The following is an 18,456-nucleotide window of genomic DNA, read 5'->3' as shown; positions in this document are numbered from 1 at the left end:
TTTCCATGGAGACAAAAGACTGTATCCTGACCCGCCGCAGCGTGCGGAAATTTACAGACCGGAAGGTGGAGCACCGGCTTGTGGAGCAGATCATCTCGCTGGCCGCCTATGCCCCCTCCTGGAAGAACACCCAGATCAGCCGGTATATTGCCATTGAGGACCCCAAGGTCCTGGAGGAGATCTGCCGCACTTACGCCCCCTTCAACGCCCGGATCATCGGCAACTGCCCCCTGCTCATTGCCCAGACCTTTGTGAAAGGCCGCTCCGGCTTCGAGCGGGACGGTTCCTTCTCCACTGACCGGGAGGCGGGCTGGCAGTACTACGACTGCGGCATTGCCTGCCAGACCCTATGCCTGGCCGCCCACGACCTGGGGCTGGGCACCGTGGTCATGGGCGTCTTTGACCGGAAAGGCCTGGAGGCGTATCTCCAGATCCCGGAGGATCAGGAGCTGATGGCCCTGATCGCCCTCGGCTATCCCGATGAGTCCCCCGCCGCTCCCAGGCGCAAGGAGACCTCCCTCCTTCTCAGCTATCGATGAACAAAATGGAAAAGAGGACCTGTCTGTGAGACAGGTCCTCTCTTTCTCTGTTCAGCGGCGCGCTCAATTCCGGGACTTGCCCAAAAAGCGCAGCAGGTACAAAAACAGGTTGATGAAATCCAGGTACAACTGAAGGGCGGAGAAAATAGACGCCTTCTCCAGCATGTCGGGGTAGCCCGCATAGTAGTTGTAGTAGGCTTTGATCTTCTGGGTATCATAGGCAGTATAGCCCAGGAAGATGGCGATGCCCGCCAGGCAGAAGATCCGGTCCAGGGCGGTAAAGCCGGGGATAAACAGGCTGACCAGCGCGAATACGAACAGGAACACCAGTCCAGTGAAAAGGATGGGGCGCAGCCGGGTCAGGTCTGCCTTGGTAAAATAGCCGTAGGCAGCCAGCACCGCGAAATAAGCCGCAGTGGCCAGGAATACGAAAATCAGGCTCCCAAACTCAAAGATATACAGGTACATGGACATGGTGAAGCCGAACAGCGCGGAAAAGGCGATAAAGATCCCTCTGGCTGTCCCCACTGACATCTTTTCAATGCGGGAGACCATCGTGATGGACAGTACGATGGTGGCGATCAGTACGATCAGATGGATATAAGGCACATAGGCCAAGGCGTAGAGTGTGGCATTGGTGACCCAGCCCAGCAGGGCGATCCCGAAGGTGACTAGAAGCCCCAGCACCATCCATAAAAATGTCTTGGCCGTATATTGCCCGATGCTCTCCATCCGGCTGGACTGCCCATAGTCCCGGTCAAACTCATAGGGATCAAAGCTCATAAAAACAGCTCCTTTCTTCCTGATCGGTCAGGTGTTGTGATCGGCAACATGAAACTGCTTCAGATTCCCGATCTTGTGACTGCGGCGGTCCAGCTCCTCCAGCACAGCTTCCAGAGGGATGTTCTGCTGGGCCATCATCACGGTGAGATGGTAGATCAGGTCTGAGATCTCCCCCACCGTCTCCTCCTGCCGCCCATTCTTGGCGGCGATGATGGTCTCTGCACATTCCTCTCCCACTTTTTTCAGGATCTTATCCAGCCCCTTGTCAAAGAGGTAGCAGGTATAAGACCCCTCCTGGGGGCTGGCCTTCCGGTCCTGGACCACCTGATACAACTGCTTCCATACGTCGTTCACAGACATTCTCCTATCCGCTCCCCAAAACGGGGAGTCAACTCCCCAGCGGAACTATGGGTATCATAACATAATCTCCTGAAAAAAGCAACTGTCTCGTCCTGTGTGACAGGTAGGGCCGTCGGGCAGGCAAAAATAGAGCAGGGTGTCGGTATCGCAGTCGGTAAAGATCTGCTCCACATGGAGGAAGTGGCCGGAGGTCTCCCCCTTGTTCCATAGTTTGCCCCGGCTCCGGCTCCAAAACCAGGCAGTCTTTGTCTGGAGCGTCCGCTCCACTGCCTCCCGATTCGTAAAGCCCAGCATCAGCACGTCCTTCGTCCGGGCATGCTGGATGATCACTGGGATCAGCTCTGATTTTTGAAACAGCTGGTCCAAATCAAACATATCTATCCTCATTTCTCCCAGGGTGGTTTTTTTACCTGGTACTCCCACGGGTCCTTTCCAGGCTGAAAAGCGGTCTTCTGCTGCCTCCGGCCGCCGTCCGGGACAGACGGCTGGCCCTCTGGCTTGCCCTGCTCCCCCTTCTTTCGGGAGAACAGCAGCTCTCCGCCCACGTCCAGCACCAGCTCCAGCAGATCGTCCAGCATGGCATCCGTTCCTCTCAGCGCACCGGGATCTTCCGCTTCCGCAGATACTCCTTCACCTGGGGCACTGTCAGCTCCCCGAAGTGGAACAGGGAGGCGGCCAGAGCCGCATCACAGTCTGTCTCTGCGAAGACCTGGGCAAAGTGCTCCAGGCTGCCGCAACCTCCGGAGGCGATGACAGGGATGGAGACCGCCTGGGTCACGGCCCGGGTCATCTCCAGATCAAAGCCCGCCTTGGTGCCGTCTGCGTCCATGGAGGTGAGCAGGATCTCCCCCGCTCCCAGCGCCTCGCCCCTCCGGGCCCACTCTACGGCGTCCAGGCCGGTGGGGGTACGCCCTCCGGCCACCACCACCTCATAGCTGCCCTCCGGCCGCCGCCGGGCATCGATGGCCAGCACCACGCACTGGGAGCCGAATCGCTCCGCCGCCCGGGAGATCAGCCCCGGGTCCTTCACCGCGGCGGAATTCACGGAGATCTTGTCCGCACCCGCCCGGAGGAGCTGCCGGAAGTCCTCCAGGGTGCGGATGCCGCCGCCCACGGTCAGGGGGACGAACACCTGCTCCGCAGTCCGCTCCACCACGTCCGCCACTGTGGCCCGGCCGTCGCTGGTAGCGGTGATGTCCAGAAAGACGATCTCGTCCGCCCCCTGGTCCGAGTAGAACCGGGCCAGCTCCACCGGGTCCCCGGCGTCCCGGATATTCACAAAGTTGACTCCCTTGACCACACGCCCGTCCCGGACGTCCAGACAGGGGATGATGCGCTTTGCCAGCATACGATCACCTCAATCCTGACGGCCGGCGTCCCGCACTGCCTGGGCCAGATCCACCGTCCCCGCGTAGTACGCCTTTCCCACGATGGCCCCGTACAGCCCCATGCGGGCCAGACGGCGGATATCCTCATTGGACGATACGCCGCCGGAGGCCACAATATTCCCGGTGTACACCTGTTTTAGGGCCTCCAGCCGGGCAAAGGAGGGACCGGAGAGGGCGCCGTCCGTCTCAATATCTGTAAAGATAATATTCTTTACTCCAACTTCCATCATAAACTTTGCAAACTCCAAGTAGTCCAATCCAGAGTCCTCCACCCAGCCCGCGGTCCTGACTCTGCCGTCCTGGGTGTCGATCCCCACCGCGACGCGCTCCCCATAGCGCTCCGCCGCAGCGCGGACAAAANTCTCAATATCTGTAAAGATAATATTCTTTACTCCAACTTCCATCATAAACTTTGCAAACTCCAAGTAGCCCAACCCAGAGTCCTCCACCCAGCCCGCGGTCCTGACTCTGCCGTCCTGGGTGTCGACCCCCACCGCGACGCGCTCCCCATAGCGCTCCGCCGCAGCGCGGACAAAATCAGGGTCGCTCACCGCAGCCGAGCCAATAACGGCCCGCCCCACCCCGGCCTGGAACACCGCCTCCAAGTCCTCCATGCACCGGATGCCGCCCCCCAGCTCCACCTGGAGACCGGAGCGGGCGGTGACCTCCGCCACGATCCCGCCGTTGATTCGGGTGCCTCCCCTGGCTCCGTCCAGGTCCACCATATGAATCCAGCGGGCACCGGCCTCGGAAAAGGCACGGGCGGTCTCCAGTGGGTCCTGGGCCACCTGGTGGACCGTGTTGAAATCCCCCTTGTAAAGGCGAACTACTTTTCTGTCTTTTAAATCAATGGCGGGCAGAATATACATGGCTCTGTCGCTCCCTTTCTGTTCAGATCCTGCCGGTCCTCAGCAGTTCAGCCCTGCGAAATTGCGCAGGATGGTCAGCCCCACCTCGCCGCTCTTCTCCGGGTGGAACTGGGTCCCGTAGAAGTTCCCGCTGGACACCGCCGCTGTCACCGCCGACCCGTAATCGGTGACAGCGATCACCTGGGCAGGATCGGTGTCTTGGGCGCTGAAGGAGTGGACGAAGTAGACATACGCCCCCTCGTCCAGCCCCCGGAACAGGGGCGAGTGGTGAAAAAACCGCAGGCTGTTCCATCCAATGTGGGGCAGCTTGCTTTGGGTGGGTATCCGGTCCACTGTGCCGCGGATCACCCCCAGACCGGGACAGGGGCGCACCTCCCGCCCCTGCTCCAGCAGCAGCTGCATCCCCAGGCAGATGCCCAGCACCGGCTTCTTCTGACCCTGGGCCAGCACATGCTGGTCCAGCCCTCCGCTCCGCAGCCGGTCCGCCGCGTCCGGGAAGGCCCCCACTCCAGGCAGGATAATGGCGTCAGCCCGTTCCAGCTCCGCCGGGTCGGCGGTGATGCAGCTGCTGCAGCCGAGATAGCTCAGGGCGTTGGCCACACTCTTCAGATTGCCCACCCCGTAGTCCACGATGGCAACTGTGCCCATCACAGCACCCCCTTGGTGGAAGTGACGCCGGTACCGGTGATTTGAACGGCCTCCTTCACCGCCGCTCCCAGGGACTTGAAGAGGGCCTCTGTGATGTGGTGGGCATTTTTTCCATAAAGGCACTTCATATGCAGAGTGAGGCCGCTGTTTACTGCAAGGGCCCGCAGAAACTCTTCGGTGAGGCAGGGATCATAAGTCCCGATCATAGGCTGAGGCATATCAGCGTCAAAGACCAGGAAGGGCCGGTTAGAAAAGTCCAGAACCGTGAAGCACAGGGCCTCGTCCATTGGGATACAGGCGGAGGCGAAGCGGCGGAGCCCCTTCCGATCCCCCAGGGCCCGGTTCAGAGCCTGGCCAAGGACGATGCCCGTGTCCTCCACCGTGTGGTGGCCGTCTACCTCCAGATCTCCCTCGGCCTCTATTTTCAGCCCCAGTCCGCCGTAAAAAGCGAAGGCTGTGAGCATGTGGTCAAAAAAGCCTATGCCGGTGGATATGCGGATCTCGCCGCCTTCCAGGCACAGGTCCACGCTGATCCGGGTCTCCTTGGTCCTGCGCTGGATGACATAGGCCCGGCAAGGGCTCTCCTCCGCCTCATATACTGGGATTTCCATTATTTTTCCTCCTCTTCCCGCCCCCCGTCGGGAGCATTGTCCTCCAAAAACGGGGTGTACATCATCATCGCGTGGTTCTCCACCACCAGCCGGTCCTCCAGCAGCTCTCCCTCCAGATCAAAGACCTGGAGATACAGCTCATTGTGGCGGCTGCATCCGCCCCACCACTCATGGCGCATCTCATGATGACGCTCCACGATCTGATACCGGAACTGGGGCGGCCGGTCGGAGCGCCACTCCCCCTCCAGGTCCGTCTCTCCCACCCGGAGGCACAGCTGGAAGGGCCGGTCCGTGGGATTATAGATCATCAGGTCTCCGTAGGGATAGAAGCAGGTGGCTCCGCTCCCAAAGGGCTGGGTCCGGTTGGAGTCGGGAAAGACGTCGTAGCCATGGCGGTGACGCTCCTTCACCTCCAGCGGGGTGTGCAGGGTCATCCAAAAGATGAGATTGGACAGCTGACACAGCCCCCCGCCGCATCCGTACTGCACGGTCCCGTTTTTCAGCAGCACACCGTCCAGATACCCCTTCCGGTAGGTGGGGCGGCCGATAAGCTTCCAATAGCTCAGCGTCTCCCCCGGCTGGACCACGATCCCGTCCAGCCGGGCCACCGCCAGCTTCAAATTGGTGATCTTATTGTGCTGATACTGCATCTCCACATCCTTCAGCTTTCGGAGCAGAGGGGTGTGGTGGGCCATATGGACGCAGGGCAGCCTGTCCTTCTGCCGCTGGGAGGCGAACCGATACTTGCCGGACATCCACAGCAGGTACCGCCGCGCCGAGTAGTAGGCGGTCCCCAGGCACAGGCGCAGGGCGGAGCGGTGCTTGGACCGCAGGCCGTGGGGATCTGCCCGCTTGGACATTCTCATCCCGATCTCCTTTCCCGTTCCCCCTCCGGGGGCTGTCAGCCGTCCATCCGCACCCGGATGGAGTTGGCGTGGGCAGTCAGATGCTCGGTCTCTGCCAGTGTGATGATCTCCCCGGCAATGGGCGCCAGGGCGGCTCGGTCGAATTCCAGCACGCTCATGGTCTTCAAAAAGCTGTCCACGCTCAGGGGCGAGAAGAAGCGGGCGGTGCCGCTGGTGGGCAGCACATGGTCCGGGCCGGCCAGATAGTCCCCCAGGGGTTCCGGCGTATAGGCCCCCAGGAAGACCGCTCCGGCGTTCTTCACCAGAGGCAGCAGGGCCCTGGGCTCCTCCGTCATGATCTCAAGGTGCTCCGGGGCGATCTCGTTTGCCAGCTCCACACAGCGCTCCAGGCTGTCACAGACGATGGCGCACCCGAAGTCCCGCAGGGATTCCTCCATGATCTCCGAGCGCTCCAGATACCCGGTCTGCCGGACCACCTCCCGGTCCACCGCCTGGGCCAGCTCCCAGCTGTCGGTGAGCAGCACGGCGGAGGCCAGCCTGTCGTGCTCCGCCTGGCTGAGCAGGTCCGCGGCCACGTACTTCGGGTCCGCCGGCCTGTCGGCAATGACCAGCACCTCCGAGGGGCCGGCCACCATGTCGATGTCCAGACTGCCGTAGGCCAGGCGTTTGGCGGCGGCCACATAGGCGTTGCCAGGCCCCACCAGTTTGTCCACCCGGGGGATGAAGCCCGCCCCGTAGGTCAGAGCGGCCACCGCCTGGGCGCCGCCCACTGCAATGCACCGGTCCACGCCGGCGATGCGGGCCGCCGCCAGCACGGCGGCGTTCAGATTCTCGGTGGGCGGTGTCACCATGACGATCTCCTCCACCCCCGCCACCTTGGCGGGGACGGCGTTCATCAGCACGCTACTGGGATAGGCGGCGGTCCCGCCTGGGACGTAGATGCCCACCCGGCTCAGCCCTCGGACGATCCGGCCCACCCGGCCTCCGTCCGGTGAGGTCCACTCCATGGTCCGGGAGAGCAGCTTCTCGTTGTAGTCCCGGATATTGGCCGCGGCGTGCTCCAGGGCGGCGATCAGCTCCGCCGGACAGCTGCGGTAGGCCTCCTCCAGCTGCGCCCTGGTGAGCTCATAGGGCTCCCTATGGTCGAACTGCCGGGAGTAGTCCCGGACAGCCGAAAGGCCATTTTCCTTTACATTCTGCATGACTGCTGAGACAGCTAGCTCGATATCTGCGTTTTTCTGTGCGGCGCGGGCGCGCATGGCCTCCAGCTGCCGCACCTCGGAAGTGCCATCCGCTTTGATGATGGAAATCATATGTCTCTCTCCAATTCCGCCTCACAGCGGTCGATAAAATCGTTGATCTGGCTCTTGTGCAGCTTCATGCTGGCGGTGTTGACGATCAGCCGTGCGGACACCGGGGCCACTGTCTCGATGGGCACCAGGCCGTTGGCCTTCAGGGTAGCCCCGGTCTCCACGATATCCACAATGGCATCCGTCAGAGAGAGGATGGGGGCCAGCTCCACGCTGCCCTCGATCTTGATGATGTCCACATCCATCCCCTTCTCCGCGAAAAAGGCCCGGGTCACCGCCGGATACTTGGAGGCCACTCGCCGGGTCTTATAGGTCCCATAGAAGTCGGTCCCCTCCTTCACTGCCAGAGCGAAGCGGCAGCGGCCGAAGCCCAGGTCCAGCACCTCATAGAAGGCGCCCCCCTTCTCCAGGATGGTATCCTTGCCCACCACCCCCAGGTCACATACCCCGTGCTCCACATAGGTGATGACGTCGGGCGCCTTGGCCAGCACAGCGTCCAGGGGATAGTTGGGGATGGCGTGGACCAGCCGCCGCCCCGGGTCCCGGACGGGGGTGCAGTCCAGCCCCATCCTCTCAAACAGCTCCACCGACTTGTCCTGGAGCCGCCCCTTGGTCAGGGCGATACGCAGACGGCCGCTCATACCTTCACCACCCTTTCTCCGGTCACATCAAAGACCAGCACAGTCTTGGCGCCCTTCTCCCTGGCCAGGCTGCAGCTGGATTCCAGCGTGCGGCAGGGGGAGAGCTCACAGGTCCCCGCCGGCCGGCTGTCCACCGCCTCCAGCGCCTTGGCCAAGTAGCCGGGGGCGTAGTGGACCACAGTGTCCAGCGCGGATGGGGCAGCCTCGGGCAGGGTGCGGGCCATAGCGTCCACATCTACGGCAAAGCCGGTGGCCTGGGCCTCCCGGCCGAATACCCCCACCAGCGAGTCGTAGCGTCCGCCAGACAGCACCGCATCCCCTGCTCCCTCCACATAGCCCCGGAAGACCACGCCAGTATAGTAGTCGATCTGGTGGACCATCCCCAGGTCAAAGCGGACCAGCGCGCCGTATCCCGCCGCGGACAGTTCCCCGTACAGGGCTCGGAGGTACTCCACCGCCTCCGTCTCCCCGGCCAGCGCCTCCGCCTCATCCAGCACCTCCGGCCCGCCGAACAGCCGGGAGAGGCGCAGCAGGGCCGCGCTGGCGGGGTTCTCCCGGAAGGGGGCGAACATATCCCGCAGGGCGGCGAAGTTTTTGCCCTCGATCAGGGCCCGCATCCGCTCCATCTCCCCCTCCTCCAGCTCCATCCGGGCGGCCACATCCCGGAAGAAGCCGGCGTGGCCCAGCTCCACATGGAACCGTGAGGCCCCGCACACCCGCAGGGCGTCCACTGCTGTGGCCACCATCTCCAGATCCGCTTTCATCCCGGCGGCTCCGATCAGCTCCACCCCGCACTGGGGGAGCTCCCGGTTCCCGCCGCTGTGGGCCGGCCCAGCCCGGTACACGGTCTGGTCGTAGTACAGCCGCTGGGGCAGGGGCAGGGCCCGAAGCTTTGTGGCCGCCACCCGGGCGATGGGGGTGGTGGAATCCGGCCGCATGACGCAGAGCTTCCCACTTTGGTCGAACACCTGTACCATTTGTTCCTGGGGGATGGCACTGCCCGAGCGGGCAAATAGGTCGTAAAACTCCGTCTCCGGGGTGGAGACCTCCCGATAGCCCCGCTGGCGGAAGAGACGGATCAGCCGCTCCTGCACCTGTCGGCGGCCCATGCACTCGGCAAACAGACGGTCGCGGGTGCCCTCCGGGGTATTGACAGTCAATTTCATGATCTGGCTCCTTGTCAACCGCGGGACAGCGCGCTGTCTCCGCTTTCATTCTTTACTACGCTAATATACTACTACAAGAAAGTGCTGTCAAGAAAAATCTTGCGCCCCGGAAAAAGCGGCGCGGAGCAGGACCCGTTCCGGTCCTGCTCCGCGCAAAGCAAATTGGGGTCACAGCACGAGAGAGGGGGCGGTGTAGACCCGGGCGGCCATCTCGCTGTTGAGCATATACAGCCCCTTGGCGTCCTCGCCGTAGAGCTTCATCTTTTTGATCAGGTCCTCGGCGTTCTTCTCCTCCTCCCCCTGCTCCTTGACGAACCAGTCCAGGAACTGCATCGTCCGAAAATCCTTGGCGCTGTAAGCGGCTTCATACAGCGTGTGGATCAGGCCGGTGACATACCGCTCGTGCTCCAGCCCCAGCTCCAGCACCCGCAGGCGGCTGGTCAGCTCCCTGTCGGGCTTGGCGATGGCCTCCAGCGTCACCTTTCCGCCGTTGTTCTGGAGATACTGCACCATCAGCATGGCGTGATCCCGCTCTTCCTGCGCCTGGATCTTGTACCAGTTGGCAAAGCCATCCAGGCCCTCCTCCTCATAGTAGATGGAGAAATCCAGGTACAGATAGGCGGAATAAAACTCCTTGTTGACCTGCTCGTTGAGCAGCTGCGCGACCTTTGCGTCCAGCATAAAAAACAACTCCTTTTTCTTTTTTCTGAAACTCTTTCTGAGTCAAGATCCTCCCCCTCTGTTCCCCGCTCTGGTGCGGGACAGACAGACGGATCAGGACCCCGACCTCTCCACGATCTGCCTCTATCCTAACACAGAACCGGGCATCCGGCAACCTCGATCCCATCCATCTGTGCAGACCGTTCCATCGGTCACCCCAGCATGGCGAACAGGTCCAGCTGGCTGGTGGCCGGCATATCTCCGAAAGCCCCCGCCTCCGTCAGCTTGTCGATGTGGGTCTTGGAGACCTTGGGGCAGGCAGCGGAGACCTCCTCCACAGAGATGAACCTCCGTCCCTTAGCCTGCTCCGCCAGGGACAGAGCCGCCGTTTCCCCCAGCCCCGCCACCGAGATGAAGGGCGGGATCAGCGCCTTGTGTTCCTCGTCCACCCGGAAGTGGAGGGCGTCCGACAGGTACAGGTCCATCCTTCGGAAGGTGAATCCACGCAGATAGAACTCATAGCACACCTCCAAGGTGGTGAGCATGTCCTGCTCCACCGCGGAGGCGTCCTTGTCCTTGGCGATGATCTCCCTCATCTTCTTCTGGCACACATCCATCCCCTGGCACATGAACTCCTGGTCAAATGCCTTGGCCCGGATGGAGAAGTAGGCGGCGTAAAAGGCCAGAGGCCGGTGGACCTTGAACCAGGCGATGCGGAAGGCCATCATCACATAGGCCACCGCATGGGCCTTGGGGAACAGATAGGCGATCTTCTTACAGGAGCCGATGTACCAGTCAGGCACCCCGTGCTCCTTCATCTCCTCCTCCGCCCCCTCCGGCAGGCCGCGGCCCTTCCGCACCGCCTCCATGATCTTGAAGGAGCGCTTGGGGTCCATCCCCTTGGAGATCAGGAACAGCATGATGTCGTCCCGGCAGCCGATGGCCTCGCTGACCTTGGCGGTGCCCGAGGTGATCAGGTCCTTGGCGTTGCCCAGCCACACGTCGGTTCCGTGGGAGAAGCCGGACAGGCGGACCAGGATATCGAACTGGTTGGGCTGGGTGTCCTCCAGCATCCCCCGGACGAAGGAGGTGCCGAACTCCGGGATGGCAGTGCCGCCGGTGGGCCCCAGGATCTTGTCGTTCTCATAGCCCAGCACCTTGGAGGACTGGAAGATAGACATGGTCTCCGGGTCATCCAGTGGGATCTTCTGGGGGTCCACCCCAGTCAGGTCCTGAAGCATTCGGATCATAGTGGGGTCATCGTGTCCCAGCATGTCCAGCTTCAGCAGGTTGGACTCCATGGAGTGATATTCGAAGTGGGTGGTGACGATATCGGTATTGGGGTCGTCCGCCGGGTGCTGTACGGGACAGAAGTCATAGATCTCCTTGTCCTGGGGGATGACCACCATGCCGCCGGGGTGCTGGCCGGTGGTGCGCTTGACGCCGGTGCAGCCGATAGCCAGGCGGTTCTCCTCCGCCTTGGAGGCCGTCCTCCCCCGCTCCTCCAGGTACTTCTTCACATAGCCGAAAGCCGTCTTTTCCGCCACCGTACCAATGGTCCCGGCTCGGAACACGTGGGTCTGTCCAAACAGCTCAAAGGTGTACCGGTGGGCGCTGGACTGGTACTCGCCGGAGAAGTTCAGGTCGATATCGGGCACCTTGTCTCCCCCGAAGCCCAGAAAGGTCTCGAAGGGGATGTTGAAGCCGTCCTTCACATAGGGCGTGCCGCAGACGGGACAGTTCATATCGGGCATATCCGCCCCGCACCCGTAGGGGTGGGCGGGGTCCTGGGCGTAGTCAAAGTCCGAGTGCTTGCACTTGGGGCAGCGGTAGTGGGCGGGCAGGGAGTTGACCTCAGTGATGCCCGACATGAATGCCACCAGAGAGGAGCCCACCGATCCACGGGAGCCCACCAGATAGCCGTGCTCCAGGGAGTTCTGCACCAGCTTCTGGGCGGACATGTAGATCACGTCGTACTTGCAGCGGATGATATCCCCCAGCTCCACGTTGATGCGGTCCACCACGATCTGGGGCGGCTCCTCGCCGTAGAGCTCATGGGCCTTGCCCCATACCAGCCGCTTCAGCTCCCCGTCGGAGTCCTCAAGCTTGGGGGCAAACAGTCCTTTGGGCAGGGGCTCAATGGGCTCGCACCAGTCCGCGATGAGATTGGTATTCCTCACCACCACGTCGTAGGCGGTCTCCTTCCCCAGATAGGAAAATTCCTCCAGCATCTCGGTGGTGGTCTTGAAGTAGATGGGCAGGGGCTCGTCCGCGTCCTCAAAGCCCTTGGAGGCCAGAAGGATGTGGCGGTAGATCTCGTCCTCCGGGTCCAGGAAGTGGACGTCGCCGGTGGCGCACACCGGCTTGCCCAGCTCCTTCCCCAGAGCCACGATGGCCCGGTTGAAGTCCCGCAGCTCCTCCTCTGTGCGGACCATCCCCTTGCGGAGCATGAACATATTGTTGCACAGGGGCTGGATCTCCAGATAATCGTACCAGGAGGCGATGCGCTTGAGCTCCTCCCAGTCCTTGCCGTCCGCCACCGCCCGGAAGAGCTCGCCCGCCTCGCAGGCGGAGCCCAGGATCAGCCCCTCCCGGTTCTCGTTGATGACGCTTTTGAGCATGATGGGGTAACGCTTGAAGTAGTCCAGATGTCCCAGGGAGATGAGCTTGTACAGGTTACGCAGACCGGTCTGGTTCCGCGCCAGCACGATCAGGTGCTTGGGCTGGCGCTTGGCCTTTCCTCCCTTGCGCAGGTGGACCATGGCCCCGTTGATCTCCCCCAGGTGGCGCAGGCCCATCTCCTCCAGCATCTTAAAGAACGGGGGCAGCATGTAGCCCACCGTGGCCGCGTCGTCGCTGGCCCGGTGGTGATTGAAGGCGGGCAGGTGCAGGTGCTCCGCCACGATGTCCAGCTTGTACTTGCCCAGGTCAGGCAGCAGGTTCTGGGCCAGGATCAGGCTGTCGATGGAGGGATTGTGGAAGGGAATGCCGTATTTCCGGCAGCCGGCGGCGATAAAGCCCATGTCGAAGTCGGCGTTGTGGGCCGCCAGGGGCCGGTCCCCGGCAAAAGCCAGGAAAGCCCGCAGGGCCTCCTCCTGGGAGGGGGCCCCCACCAGCATCTCATCGGTGATACCGGTCAGGCGGATGATCTCCGGACTCAGGATGCGGCCGGGGGAGACAAAGGTGTTGAACCGGTCGGTGATCTCCCCGTTTTTCAGCACTACGGCGCCGATCTCGATGATGACCTCGTACTTCCGGTTCAGCCCTGTGGTCTCGATGTCGAAGCAGACGATCTCCTGGTCAAAGGGCTGTTCTGTTTCCCCGTGGACCACTACTCTGTCATCCACGTCGTTGATGTAGTACGCCTCCACGCCGTACAGGATCTTGATATTTTTGGCGGAGTGCCACGCATCCGGGAAGGACTGGGCCACCCCGTGATCGGTGATGGCGATGGCCCGGTGGCCCCAGGCCTCCGCCCGCTTGACCACGTTTTTGTCCGGCCCCAGCTTGGGACCGACCGAGGTGAGGGCGTCCATAGCGGACATGGTGGTGTGCAGGTGGAGCTCCACCCGCTTTTCCGGCGCGTCATCCATCTTCATAGGCTTGGGCACCGCCATGATGGACATGGGCTCCAGCACCATGTCGCCGTAGAACCGGTCCATGTTCAGCCGGCCCTGGATCTGGAGGTGCATCCCCTTCTTGACCCCGTCCACGATGGGCTTGCCCTCGTCTCCGGGGAAGAATTTGTTCACCCGAATGGAGCCGGTGTAGTCGGTCAGATCGAAGGCCACCACCCAGGCGCCCCGCTTTTTCAGCTCCCGGTTGTCCACGGCAAAGACATCGCCCTCGATGACCACCATGCCCATGTCCAGCTCCAGCTCCCCGATGGGGGTAGGCCGCTTCTTGATGACATGCCCGAAAATCGTCTTGCCGGAGGGCTTGCCCTCCCCTTTTCCCTTGGGTCTGGCCGCCGGCGCGCTCCCCCGGGCCTTCCGCAGCGCCTCCCGCCGAATGGCCTCCGTCCGCGCGAAGGCGTCCATCTCCGGTGCCGTGCTCTCCCCCTGCCGAGGATGGGCCGGGCGGGTCTGGGGCGCGGAGGCAGGCACAGAAGGAGCCGCCGGTGCCGGCGCTTCGGCGGGGGTCTCCGGCTCCGGGGCCGCCATCTGAAACTTCACTGAGGCGAGCCCGTAGCACCGGGCCACGGCCTCCTCTGCCTGGCGGATCAGATTGGCCCCGGCTCCCCTGGCCCCATCCAGGGTCACCAGGGCGCTCCGGCTGGCCTTGTCAATGGCCGCGGCCACAATGACCCAGCCCTCTACGGCCTCCGCCAACTCCTGCCACTGGCACAGGGCAGCAAACATTTGTAAAAATGGGATCTTCTTGGACATGATGCAGATGCTCCTTGCGCTTGATTCTCAGTCAGTGGGATGGTGGAGCGCCCCCTGTGTTACAGTTCCTCGATCAGGGCAAACAGCTCGTCCACCAGCCGGTCCTGGGGGACCTTTTTCACGATCTCCCCTTTTCGGAACAGGAGGCCTTCGCCGATGCCGCCCGCGATCCCGCAGTCGGCGGCAGACGCCTCCCCCGGCCCGTTGACGGCACAGCCCATCACCGCCACCGTGATGGGCTTGTCCACCCCCTTCAGCCGCTCCTCCACCTGGGCAGCCAGGCCGATCAGATCGATGCGGGTCCGCCCGCAGGTGGGACAGGAGACCAGCTCTGCCCCCTCCCGCCGGACCCCGGCGGCCTTCAGGATGTCCCGGGCCGCGTAGACCTCCTCCACCGGGTCGGCGGAGAGGGAGACCCGTATGGTGTCCCCGATCCCCAGGGCCAGCAGGCCCCCGATGCCCACCGCAGACTTCAGGGTGCCCATCCGGACCGTCCCGGCCTCGGTAACGCCAATATGTAAAGGATAATTGCTTTTCTCTCTCATCAGCTGATAGGCCCGCATGGTCATGGGGACGCTGGAGGACTTCAGCGACACACAGATGTCGTCAAAATCGAATTTGTTCAGCAGACGGATGTGGCCGAAGGCTGACTCCACCATGGCCTCCGGACAGACGCCGCCGTATTTGGCCAGCAGTCCCTTCTCCAGAGAGCCGCCATTGACACCGATGCGGATTGGGATGCCCCGCAGACGGCAGGCGTCTGCCACCGCCTTGACCCGGTCCTCTCCACCGATATTGCCCGGATTGATGCGGACCTTGTCCGCTCCGGCCGCGATGGCCTCCAGGGCCAGCTTATAGTCGAAGTGGATATCCACCACCACTGGGAGCGGACTGGCCTCCTTGATCTTGGCCACCGCCCGGGCGGCGGCCCCATCAGGGACCGCCACCCGCACGATCTGACATCCAGCCGCAGCCAGGGAACGGATCTGGGACAGGGTGGACTCCACATCGTCGGTGCGGGTATTGGTCATGGACTGGATGGTGACCGGCGCCCCGCCGCCGATGGGGATGCCGCCCACATGGATCTGTCTGGTCATTGAAACCGCTTCCTTTCCCATATCTGGTCCGGCTAGACGCCGAACAGCTTGCCCACGTCGCTGAAAGTCACAGCCAGGGACAGGGTCAGCAGCAGGGCCAGCCCCGCCATATGGACGTACCCCTCATACTTTGGGTCGATCTTTCTGCGGAACAGCCCGAAGAGCAGGCCGTTCAGGAACAGAAAGAAAATGCGTCCCCCATCCAGCGCGGGGAGGGGCAGCAGATTCATCACCGCCAGGTTCACTGCGATCAGCGCAGACAGGTAGAGGATGTTATACACCGCGTCCCCCACCGTCTCAGACTGGGTCCCCACCTGGGAGATGGTGGTCACGATGCCCACCGGGCCTGACAGGTCCCGCAGTCCAACCACCCCGGAGACCAGATCTCCCAGGCTGATCCAGACCGTGCGCACAAAATCCAGGCTGTTGTACCAGCTGTACAGCAGCTTGCTGCCCAGGGTGGCGGGGATGATCTCCCGCCCCACGCTGATCCCCCGCAGGTATGTGGTCTTCCCCTCCTCATCCGTGCGGGCCTGGAGGGGCATCTCAACGCCGTCCAGGCGGACCTTCTCGCCGTCCCGGAGCACCACGAAGTCCAGGGTATCCCCCGCCCGGCCGAGAAAGAAGGTCAGGTTATTATAATTGTAGATCCGGTGTCCGTCCAGGGAGTAGACCACGTCCCCGGGCTGGAGCCCGCTGTCCTCCACACCGTAGCCCTCCAGAAAGCCGTCTATGGTGGGCAGCACGAAACCGGTGGCCTGGGAAAAAAGGATCAGGATCAGCACAAAGCCGGTCAGAAAATTCATGAAAGCCCCGGCGCAGAGGATGACGATCTTTTTCCACCCGCTGGCCCGGCCGAAGGCCCGGGGGTTGTCGCTCTCCTCATCCTCCCCCTCCATGGCGCAGTATCCGCCGATGGGCAGGGCACGAATACTGTAAAGCGTCTCCCCCTTCTCCTTCTTCCAGAGAGCGGGCCCCATGCCCACCGCGAACTCATTCACCTGCACCCCCAGCAGCTTGGCGGTGGCAAAATGCCCCAGCTCATGGGTGGCGATCAGCACGCCGAAGATCAGTACCGCGATGACAACATAAAAAAGAACAGAACCGAGCATAGAACCTCCAAAAGAAAATCAGTCTGGACCTTGTCTCATACGGCGCGGGCCGCCCGGTCCGCCTCCAGAATGTCCTCCAGAGTGGGCCGCTGGACCACAGGGACCTGATCCATGGCCCGGGCGACCTGTTCTGCGATGTCCAGGAACCCGATCTTCCCCTCCAGGAACCGGGCCACCGCCGCCTCATTGGCCCCGTTTAAGATGGCCCCCGCTGTGCCGCCTGTCCGCGCTGCCTCCAGTGCCAGGGGAAGGCAGCGGAATGTATCCAGATCCGGCGTACCGAAGGTGAGCGGCCCACAGTTCCACAGGTCCAGCGGTGAGGCCGGTCCTGGGATGCGCTCAGGCCAGGTCAGGGCGTATTGGATGGGCAGACGCATGTCCGGCGTCCCCAGCTGGGCGATCATGGCATTATCACAGTATTCCACAAGGGAGTGGATAATACTCTCCCGGTGGATCACAATGGAAATTTTCTCCGGAGGCATGTGGTACAGGTGCATCGCCTCGATAAATTCCAGGCCCTTATTCATTAGAGTGGCGGAATCCACAGTGATCTTGGCCCCCATGGACCAGTTTGGATGCTGTAAGGCGTCCTCCCTTGTCATTCCTTTCAGCTCTGAGGCCGTACGCCCATAAAAGGGCCCCCCGGAGCAGGTCAGGATCAGCCTCTTCACACCTCCCCGGTCCCGGCAGCCCTCCAGGCTCTGGAAGAGGGCGGAGTGCTCCGAGTCCACCGGCAGGATCTCCGCGCCGGACGCCTCCGCTGCCGACATCACCAGCTCCCCCGCACATACCAGGGTCTCCTTGTTGGCCAGGGCGATGCGCTTTCCCTCCCGGATGGCGGCCAGGGTGGGGCGCAGCCCCACCATCCCCACCACTGCGGTGAGCACAGTGTCCGCACCGGGCAGGGAGGCGGCCTCCAGCAGCCCCTCCATCCCGGCGGCCACCCGGACCCCCGTGTCCGCCAGGCGGACCTTCAGATCAGCTGCGGCGTCCTCCTCCATCAGGACGGCCAGCTCCGGCCGGAACCGGCGTGCCTGCTCCTCCAGCTCCCGGACGCTCCGGTTGGCAGTCAGCGCCGCCGCACGCATGCCACAGGCGGCAATCACATCCAATGATTGCCGCCCGATGGAACCGGTGGAGCCCAATATTGAAATACATCTGCTCATATGACAAAACTCCTCGCTGACCACCGTATCCGCCTAAAAGGCTGGAAACAGAGTCACCATCAGCCAGAGAGCCGGAGCCGCAAAGGTCATGCTGTCGAAGCGGTCCAGCATCCCGCCATGGCCGGGGATCACATTTCCATAGTCCTTGATCCCATACTGACGCTTGATGAGAGAGAAAGACAGATCCCCCAGCTCTGTAATGGCGCTTCCCACGAGCCCGTAGACCACCATCAGAGGGAAATTCACTTCTATCCCGCCGAACTGATGCAAAATGGCTCCGTAGAGCAGCATGAACAGCCCCCCGAACAGGATGCCGCCAGCATAGCCCTCCAGTGATTTGTTGGGGCTGACCCGAGTGATGCCTTTGTGCTTCCCAAAGAACACCCCCACGAAGTAGGCGCCCGCATCCGTGAGGAAAGCGGAGATCACCGGCAGCAGGACCAGATATCTGCCGCTCTCCATCCCCTTGAGTAGCACCAGCGTGGACAGGAACGCCGGGATCACGATCCCGCCGAACATACACACCAGCAGATCCTCCAGGGAGATCGCGCTGCCGCTGTCAAAGCGGCGGATGGCCCCCAGAAAAAGAGCGGCCATCAGCAGCAGGGACAGGGCAGCCAGGGACCAGTTCCCCCACCCCAGCCAGAAGGTCAGGGGGATCAGGCCGGCCGCCGCCGCCGTGTAGACATACATTCCATTGTGGTGGGCCACCTTGGTGGCCCTCAGCAGCTCAAAGGACGCCCGCGCGGTGATGCATGCCAGCAGTACCGCGAGAAAGACGGGCGGCAGAAAGAACAGGACAACAAAAAACAGCGGGGCCAATACTACAGCCGAGAGGATGCGCGTCACCAT

At 62.5% G+C, this 18,456-nt stretch carries 19 protein-coding genes; 1 reads left to right on the top strand and 18 read right to left on the bottom strand.

Going from position 1 to position 18,456, the window contains the following annotated elements:
* The first annotated feature begins 5 nt into the window (after nucleotides 1-5).
* Nucleotides 6-539 (top strand): nitroreductase family protein, encoded by a 534-nt coding sequence (locus BN1969_RS13330; RefSeq protein ID WP_050624750.1) that lies wholly within the window; start codon nucleotides 6-8, stop codon nucleotides 537-539.
* 63 nt (nucleotides 540-602) lie between these two features.
* Here BN1969_RS13330 and BN1969_RS13325 read toward each other — a convergent pair whose 3' ends face one another.
* From BN1969_RS13325 to BN1969_RS13240, 18 genes are all read right to left on the bottom strand, one after another.
* Entirely contained in the window at nucleotides 603-1,322 is a 720-nt protein-coding gene (locus tag BN1969_RS13325; protein WP_050624749.1) for a Bax inhibitor-1/YccA family protein, read from the bottom strand.
* Nucleotides 1,323-1,349: 27 nt separating this feature from the next.
* Nucleotides 1,350-1,682 carry a phosphoribosyl-ATP diphosphatase gene (hisE, locus tag BN1969_RS13320; RefSeq protein WP_050624748.1) on the bottom strand — a complete coding sequence of 111 codons (333 nt, stop codon included), beginning with the start codon at nucleotides 1,680-1,682 and terminating at the stop codon, nucleotides 1,350-1,352.
* 54 nt (nucleotides 1,683-1,736) lie between these two features.
* A complete protein-coding gene (gene hisI, locus BN1969_RS13315; protein ID WP_050624747.1) occupies nucleotides 1,737-2,057 on the bottom strand; it encodes a phosphoribosyl-AMP cyclohydrolase in 321 nt (106 codons plus the stop codon).
* Nucleotides 2,058-2,065: 8 nt separating this feature from the next.
* The gene (locus tag BN1969_RS18065) at nucleotides 2,066-2,260 is read right to left on the bottom strand and encodes a hypothetical protein (RefSeq protein ID WP_050624746.1); all 195 of its coding nucleotides are present in this window, start codon (nucleotides 2,258-2,260) and stop codon (nucleotides 2,066-2,068) included.
* Nucleotides 2,261-2,274: 14 nt separating this feature from the next.
* Nucleotides 2,275-3,030 (bottom strand): imidazole glycerol phosphate synthase subunit HisF, encoded by a 756-nt coding sequence (hisF, locus tag BN1969_RS13305; RefSeq protein ID WP_050624745.1) that lies wholly within the window; start codon nucleotides 3,028-3,030, stop codon nucleotides 2,275-2,277.
* A 9-nt stretch (nucleotides 3,031-3,039) separates the two neighbouring features.
* Complete coding sequence (locus BN1969_RS18675) at nucleotides 3,040-3,939, bottom strand: 1-(5-phosphoribosyl)-5-[(5-phosphoribosylamino)methylideneamino]imidazole-4-carboxamide isomerase (RefSeq protein ID WP_050624744.1); 900 nt, start codon at nucleotides 3,937-3,939, stop codon at nucleotides 3,040-3,042.
* A 39-nt stretch (nucleotides 3,940-3,978) separates the two neighbouring features.
* Nucleotides 3,979-4,587, bottom strand: coding sequence for an imidazole glycerol phosphate synthase subunit HisH (gene hisH / locus BN1969_RS13295; RefSeq protein WP_050624743.1), 609 nt, complete (start codon nucleotides 4,585-4,587; stop codon nucleotides 3,979-3,981).
* Nucleotides 4,587-5,198 (bottom strand): imidazoleglycerol-phosphate dehydratase HisB, encoded by a 612-nt coding sequence (hisB, locus tag BN1969_RS13290; protein ID WP_050624742.1) that lies wholly within the window; start codon nucleotides 5,196-5,198, stop codon nucleotides 4,587-4,589. The genes hisH and hisB overlap by 1 nt, the downstream gene beginning before the upstream one ends.
* A complete protein-coding gene (locus BN1969_RS13285; protein ID WP_050624741.1) occupies nucleotides 5,198-6,058 on the bottom strand; it encodes a VanW family protein in 861 nt (286 codons plus the stop codon). The genes hisB and BN1969_RS13285 overlap by 1 nt, the downstream gene beginning before the upstream one ends.
* Before the next feature lie 41 nt (nucleotides 6,059-6,099).
* On the bottom strand, nucleotides 6,100-7,377 hold the full coding sequence (gene hisD, locus BN1969_RS13280; RefSeq protein WP_050624740.1) for a histidinol dehydrogenase: 1,278 nt from the start codon (nucleotides 7,375-7,377) through the stop codon (nucleotides 6,100-6,102).
* Nucleotides 7,374-8,015 (bottom strand): ATP phosphoribosyltransferase, encoded by a 642-nt coding sequence (hisG, locus tag BN1969_RS13275; RefSeq protein WP_050624739.1) that lies wholly within the window; start codon nucleotides 8,013-8,015, stop codon nucleotides 7,374-7,376. Before hisG ends, hisD begins: the two co-directional genes overlap by 4 nt.
* On the bottom strand, nucleotides 8,012-9,181 hold the full coding sequence (gene hisZ / locus BN1969_RS13270) for an ATP phosphoribosyltransferase regulatory subunit (RefSeq protein WP_050624738.1): 1,170 nt from the start codon (nucleotides 9,179-9,181) through the stop codon (nucleotides 8,012-8,014). Before hisZ ends, hisG begins: the two co-directional genes overlap by 4 nt.
* Before the next feature lie 168 nt (nucleotides 9,182-9,349).
* The gene (locus BN1969_RS13265) at nucleotides 9,350-9,862 is read right to left on the bottom strand and encodes a ferritin (protein WP_050624737.1); all 513 of its coding nucleotides are present in this window, start codon (nucleotides 9,860-9,862) and stop codon (nucleotides 9,350-9,352) included.
* A 191-nt stretch (nucleotides 9,863-10,053) separates the two neighbouring features.
* Nucleotides 10,054-14,229 (bottom strand): PolC-type DNA polymerase III, encoded by a 4,176-nt coding sequence (locus BN1969_RS13260; RefSeq protein WP_050624736.1) that lies wholly within the window; start codon nucleotides 14,227-14,229, stop codon nucleotides 10,054-10,056.
* 59 nt (nucleotides 14,230-14,288) lie between these two features.
* Nucleotides 14,289-15,326 (bottom strand): flavodoxin-dependent (E)-4-hydroxy-3-methylbut-2-enyl-diphosphate synthase, encoded by a 1,038-nt coding sequence (ispG, locus tag BN1969_RS13255; RefSeq protein WP_050624735.1) that lies wholly within the window; start codon nucleotides 15,324-15,326, stop codon nucleotides 14,289-14,291.
* Nucleotides 15,327-15,358: 32 nt separating this feature from the next.
* Nucleotides 15,359-16,438: a M50 family metallopeptidase gene (locus BN1969_RS13250; RefSeq protein ID WP_050624734.1), complete on the bottom strand. Its 1,080-nt coding sequence runs from the start codon at nucleotides 16,436-16,438 to the stop codon at nucleotides 15,359-15,361.
* Nucleotides 16,439-16,473: 35 nt separating this feature from the next.
* A complete protein-coding gene (locus BN1969_RS13245; protein WP_050624733.1) occupies nucleotides 16,474-17,604 on the bottom strand; it encodes a 1-deoxy-D-xylulose-5-phosphate reductoisomerase in 1,131 nt (376 codons plus the stop codon).
* Nucleotides 17,605-17,637: 33 nt separating this feature from the next.
* Nucleotides 17,638-18,456 (bottom strand): phosphatidate cytidylyltransferase, encoded by an 819-nt coding sequence (locus BN1969_RS13240; RefSeq protein ID WP_050624732.1) that lies wholly within the window; start codon nucleotides 18,454-18,456, stop codon nucleotides 17,638-17,640.

Source organism: Clostridium phoceensis, from assembly GCF_001244495.1.
Lineage (GTDB): Bacteria > Bacillota > Clostridia > Oscillospirales > Oscillospiraceae > Lawsonibacter > Lawsonibacter asaccharolyticus.
This window is presented reverse-complemented; position numbering and strand designations above follow the sequence as displayed.

What these genes read in the sequence shown, in the direction of transcription:
- BN1969_RS13330 (WP_050624750.1), top strand. Translation starts at nt 6, where the DNA reads ATGGAGACAAAAGACTGTATCCTGACCCGCCGCAGCGTGCGGAAATTT.
- BN1969_RS13325 (WP_050624749.1), bottom strand. Translation starts at nt 1,322, where the DNA reads ATGAGCTTTGATCCCTATGAGTTTGACCGGGACTATGGGCAGTCCAGC.
- hisE (WP_050624748.1), bottom strand. Translation starts at nt 1,682, where the DNA reads ATGTCTGTGAACGACGTATGGAAGCAGTTGTATCAGGTGGTCCAGGAC.
- hisI (WP_050624747.1), bottom strand. Translation starts at nt 2,057, where the DNA reads ATGTTTGATTTGGACCAGCTGTTTCAAAAATCAGAGCTGATCCCAGTG.
- BN1969_RS18065 (WP_050624746.1), bottom strand. Translation starts at nt 2,260, where the DNA reads ATGCTGGACGATCTGCTGGAGCTGGTGCTGGACGTGGGCGGAGAGCTG.
- hisF (WP_050624745.1), bottom strand. Translation starts at nt 3,030, where the DNA reads ATGCTGGCAAAGCGCATCATCCCCTGTCTGGACGTCCGGGACGGGCGT.
- hisH (WP_050624743.1), bottom strand. Translation starts at nt 4,587, where the DNA reads ATGGGCACAGTTGCCATCGTGGACTACGGGGTGGGCAATCTGAAGAGT.
- hisB (WP_050624742.1), bottom strand. Translation starts at nt 5,198, where the DNA reads ATGGAAATCCCAGTATATGAGGCGGAGGAGAGCCCTTGCCGGGCCTAT.
- BN1969_RS13285 (WP_050624741.1), bottom strand. Translation starts at nt 6,058, where the DNA reads ATGTCCAAGCGGGCAGATCCCCACGGCCTGCGGTCCAAGCACCGCTCC.
- hisD (WP_050624740.1), bottom strand. Translation starts at nt 7,377, where the DNA reads ATGATTTCCATCATCAAAGCGGATGGCACTTCCGAGGTGCGGCAGCTG.
- hisG (WP_050624739.1), bottom strand. Translation starts at nt 8,015, where the DNA reads ATGAGCGGCCGTCTGCGTATCGCCCTGACCAAGGGGCGGCTCCAGGAC.
- hisZ (WP_050624738.1), bottom strand. Translation starts at nt 9,181, where the DNA reads ATGAAATTGACTGTCAATACCCCGGAGGGCACCCGCGACCGTCTGTTT.
- BN1969_RS13265 (WP_050624737.1), bottom strand. Translation starts at nt 9,862, where the DNA reads ATGCTGGACGCAAAGGTCGCGCAGCTGCTCAACGAGCAGGTCAACAAG.
- BN1969_RS13260 (WP_050624736.1), bottom strand. Translation starts at nt 14,229, where the DNA reads ATGTCCAAGAAGATCCCATTTTTACAAATGTTTGCTGCCCTGTGCCAG.
- ispG (WP_050624735.1), bottom strand. Translation starts at nt 15,326, where the DNA reads ATGACCAGACAGATCCATGTGGGCGGCATCCCCATCGGCGGCGGGGCG.
- BN1969_RS13250 (WP_050624734.1), bottom strand. Translation starts at nt 16,438, where the DNA reads ATGCTCGGTTCTGTTCTTTTTTATGTTGTCATCGCGGTACTGATCTTC.
- BN1969_RS13245 (WP_050624733.1), bottom strand. Translation starts at nt 17,604, where the DNA reads ATGAGCAGATGTATTTCAATATTGGGCTCCACCGGTTCCATCGGGCGG.
- BN1969_RS13240 (WP_050624732.1), bottom strand. Translation starts at nt 18,456, where the DNA reads ATGGTGACGCGCATCCTCTCGGCTGTAGTATTGGCCCCGCTGTTTTTT.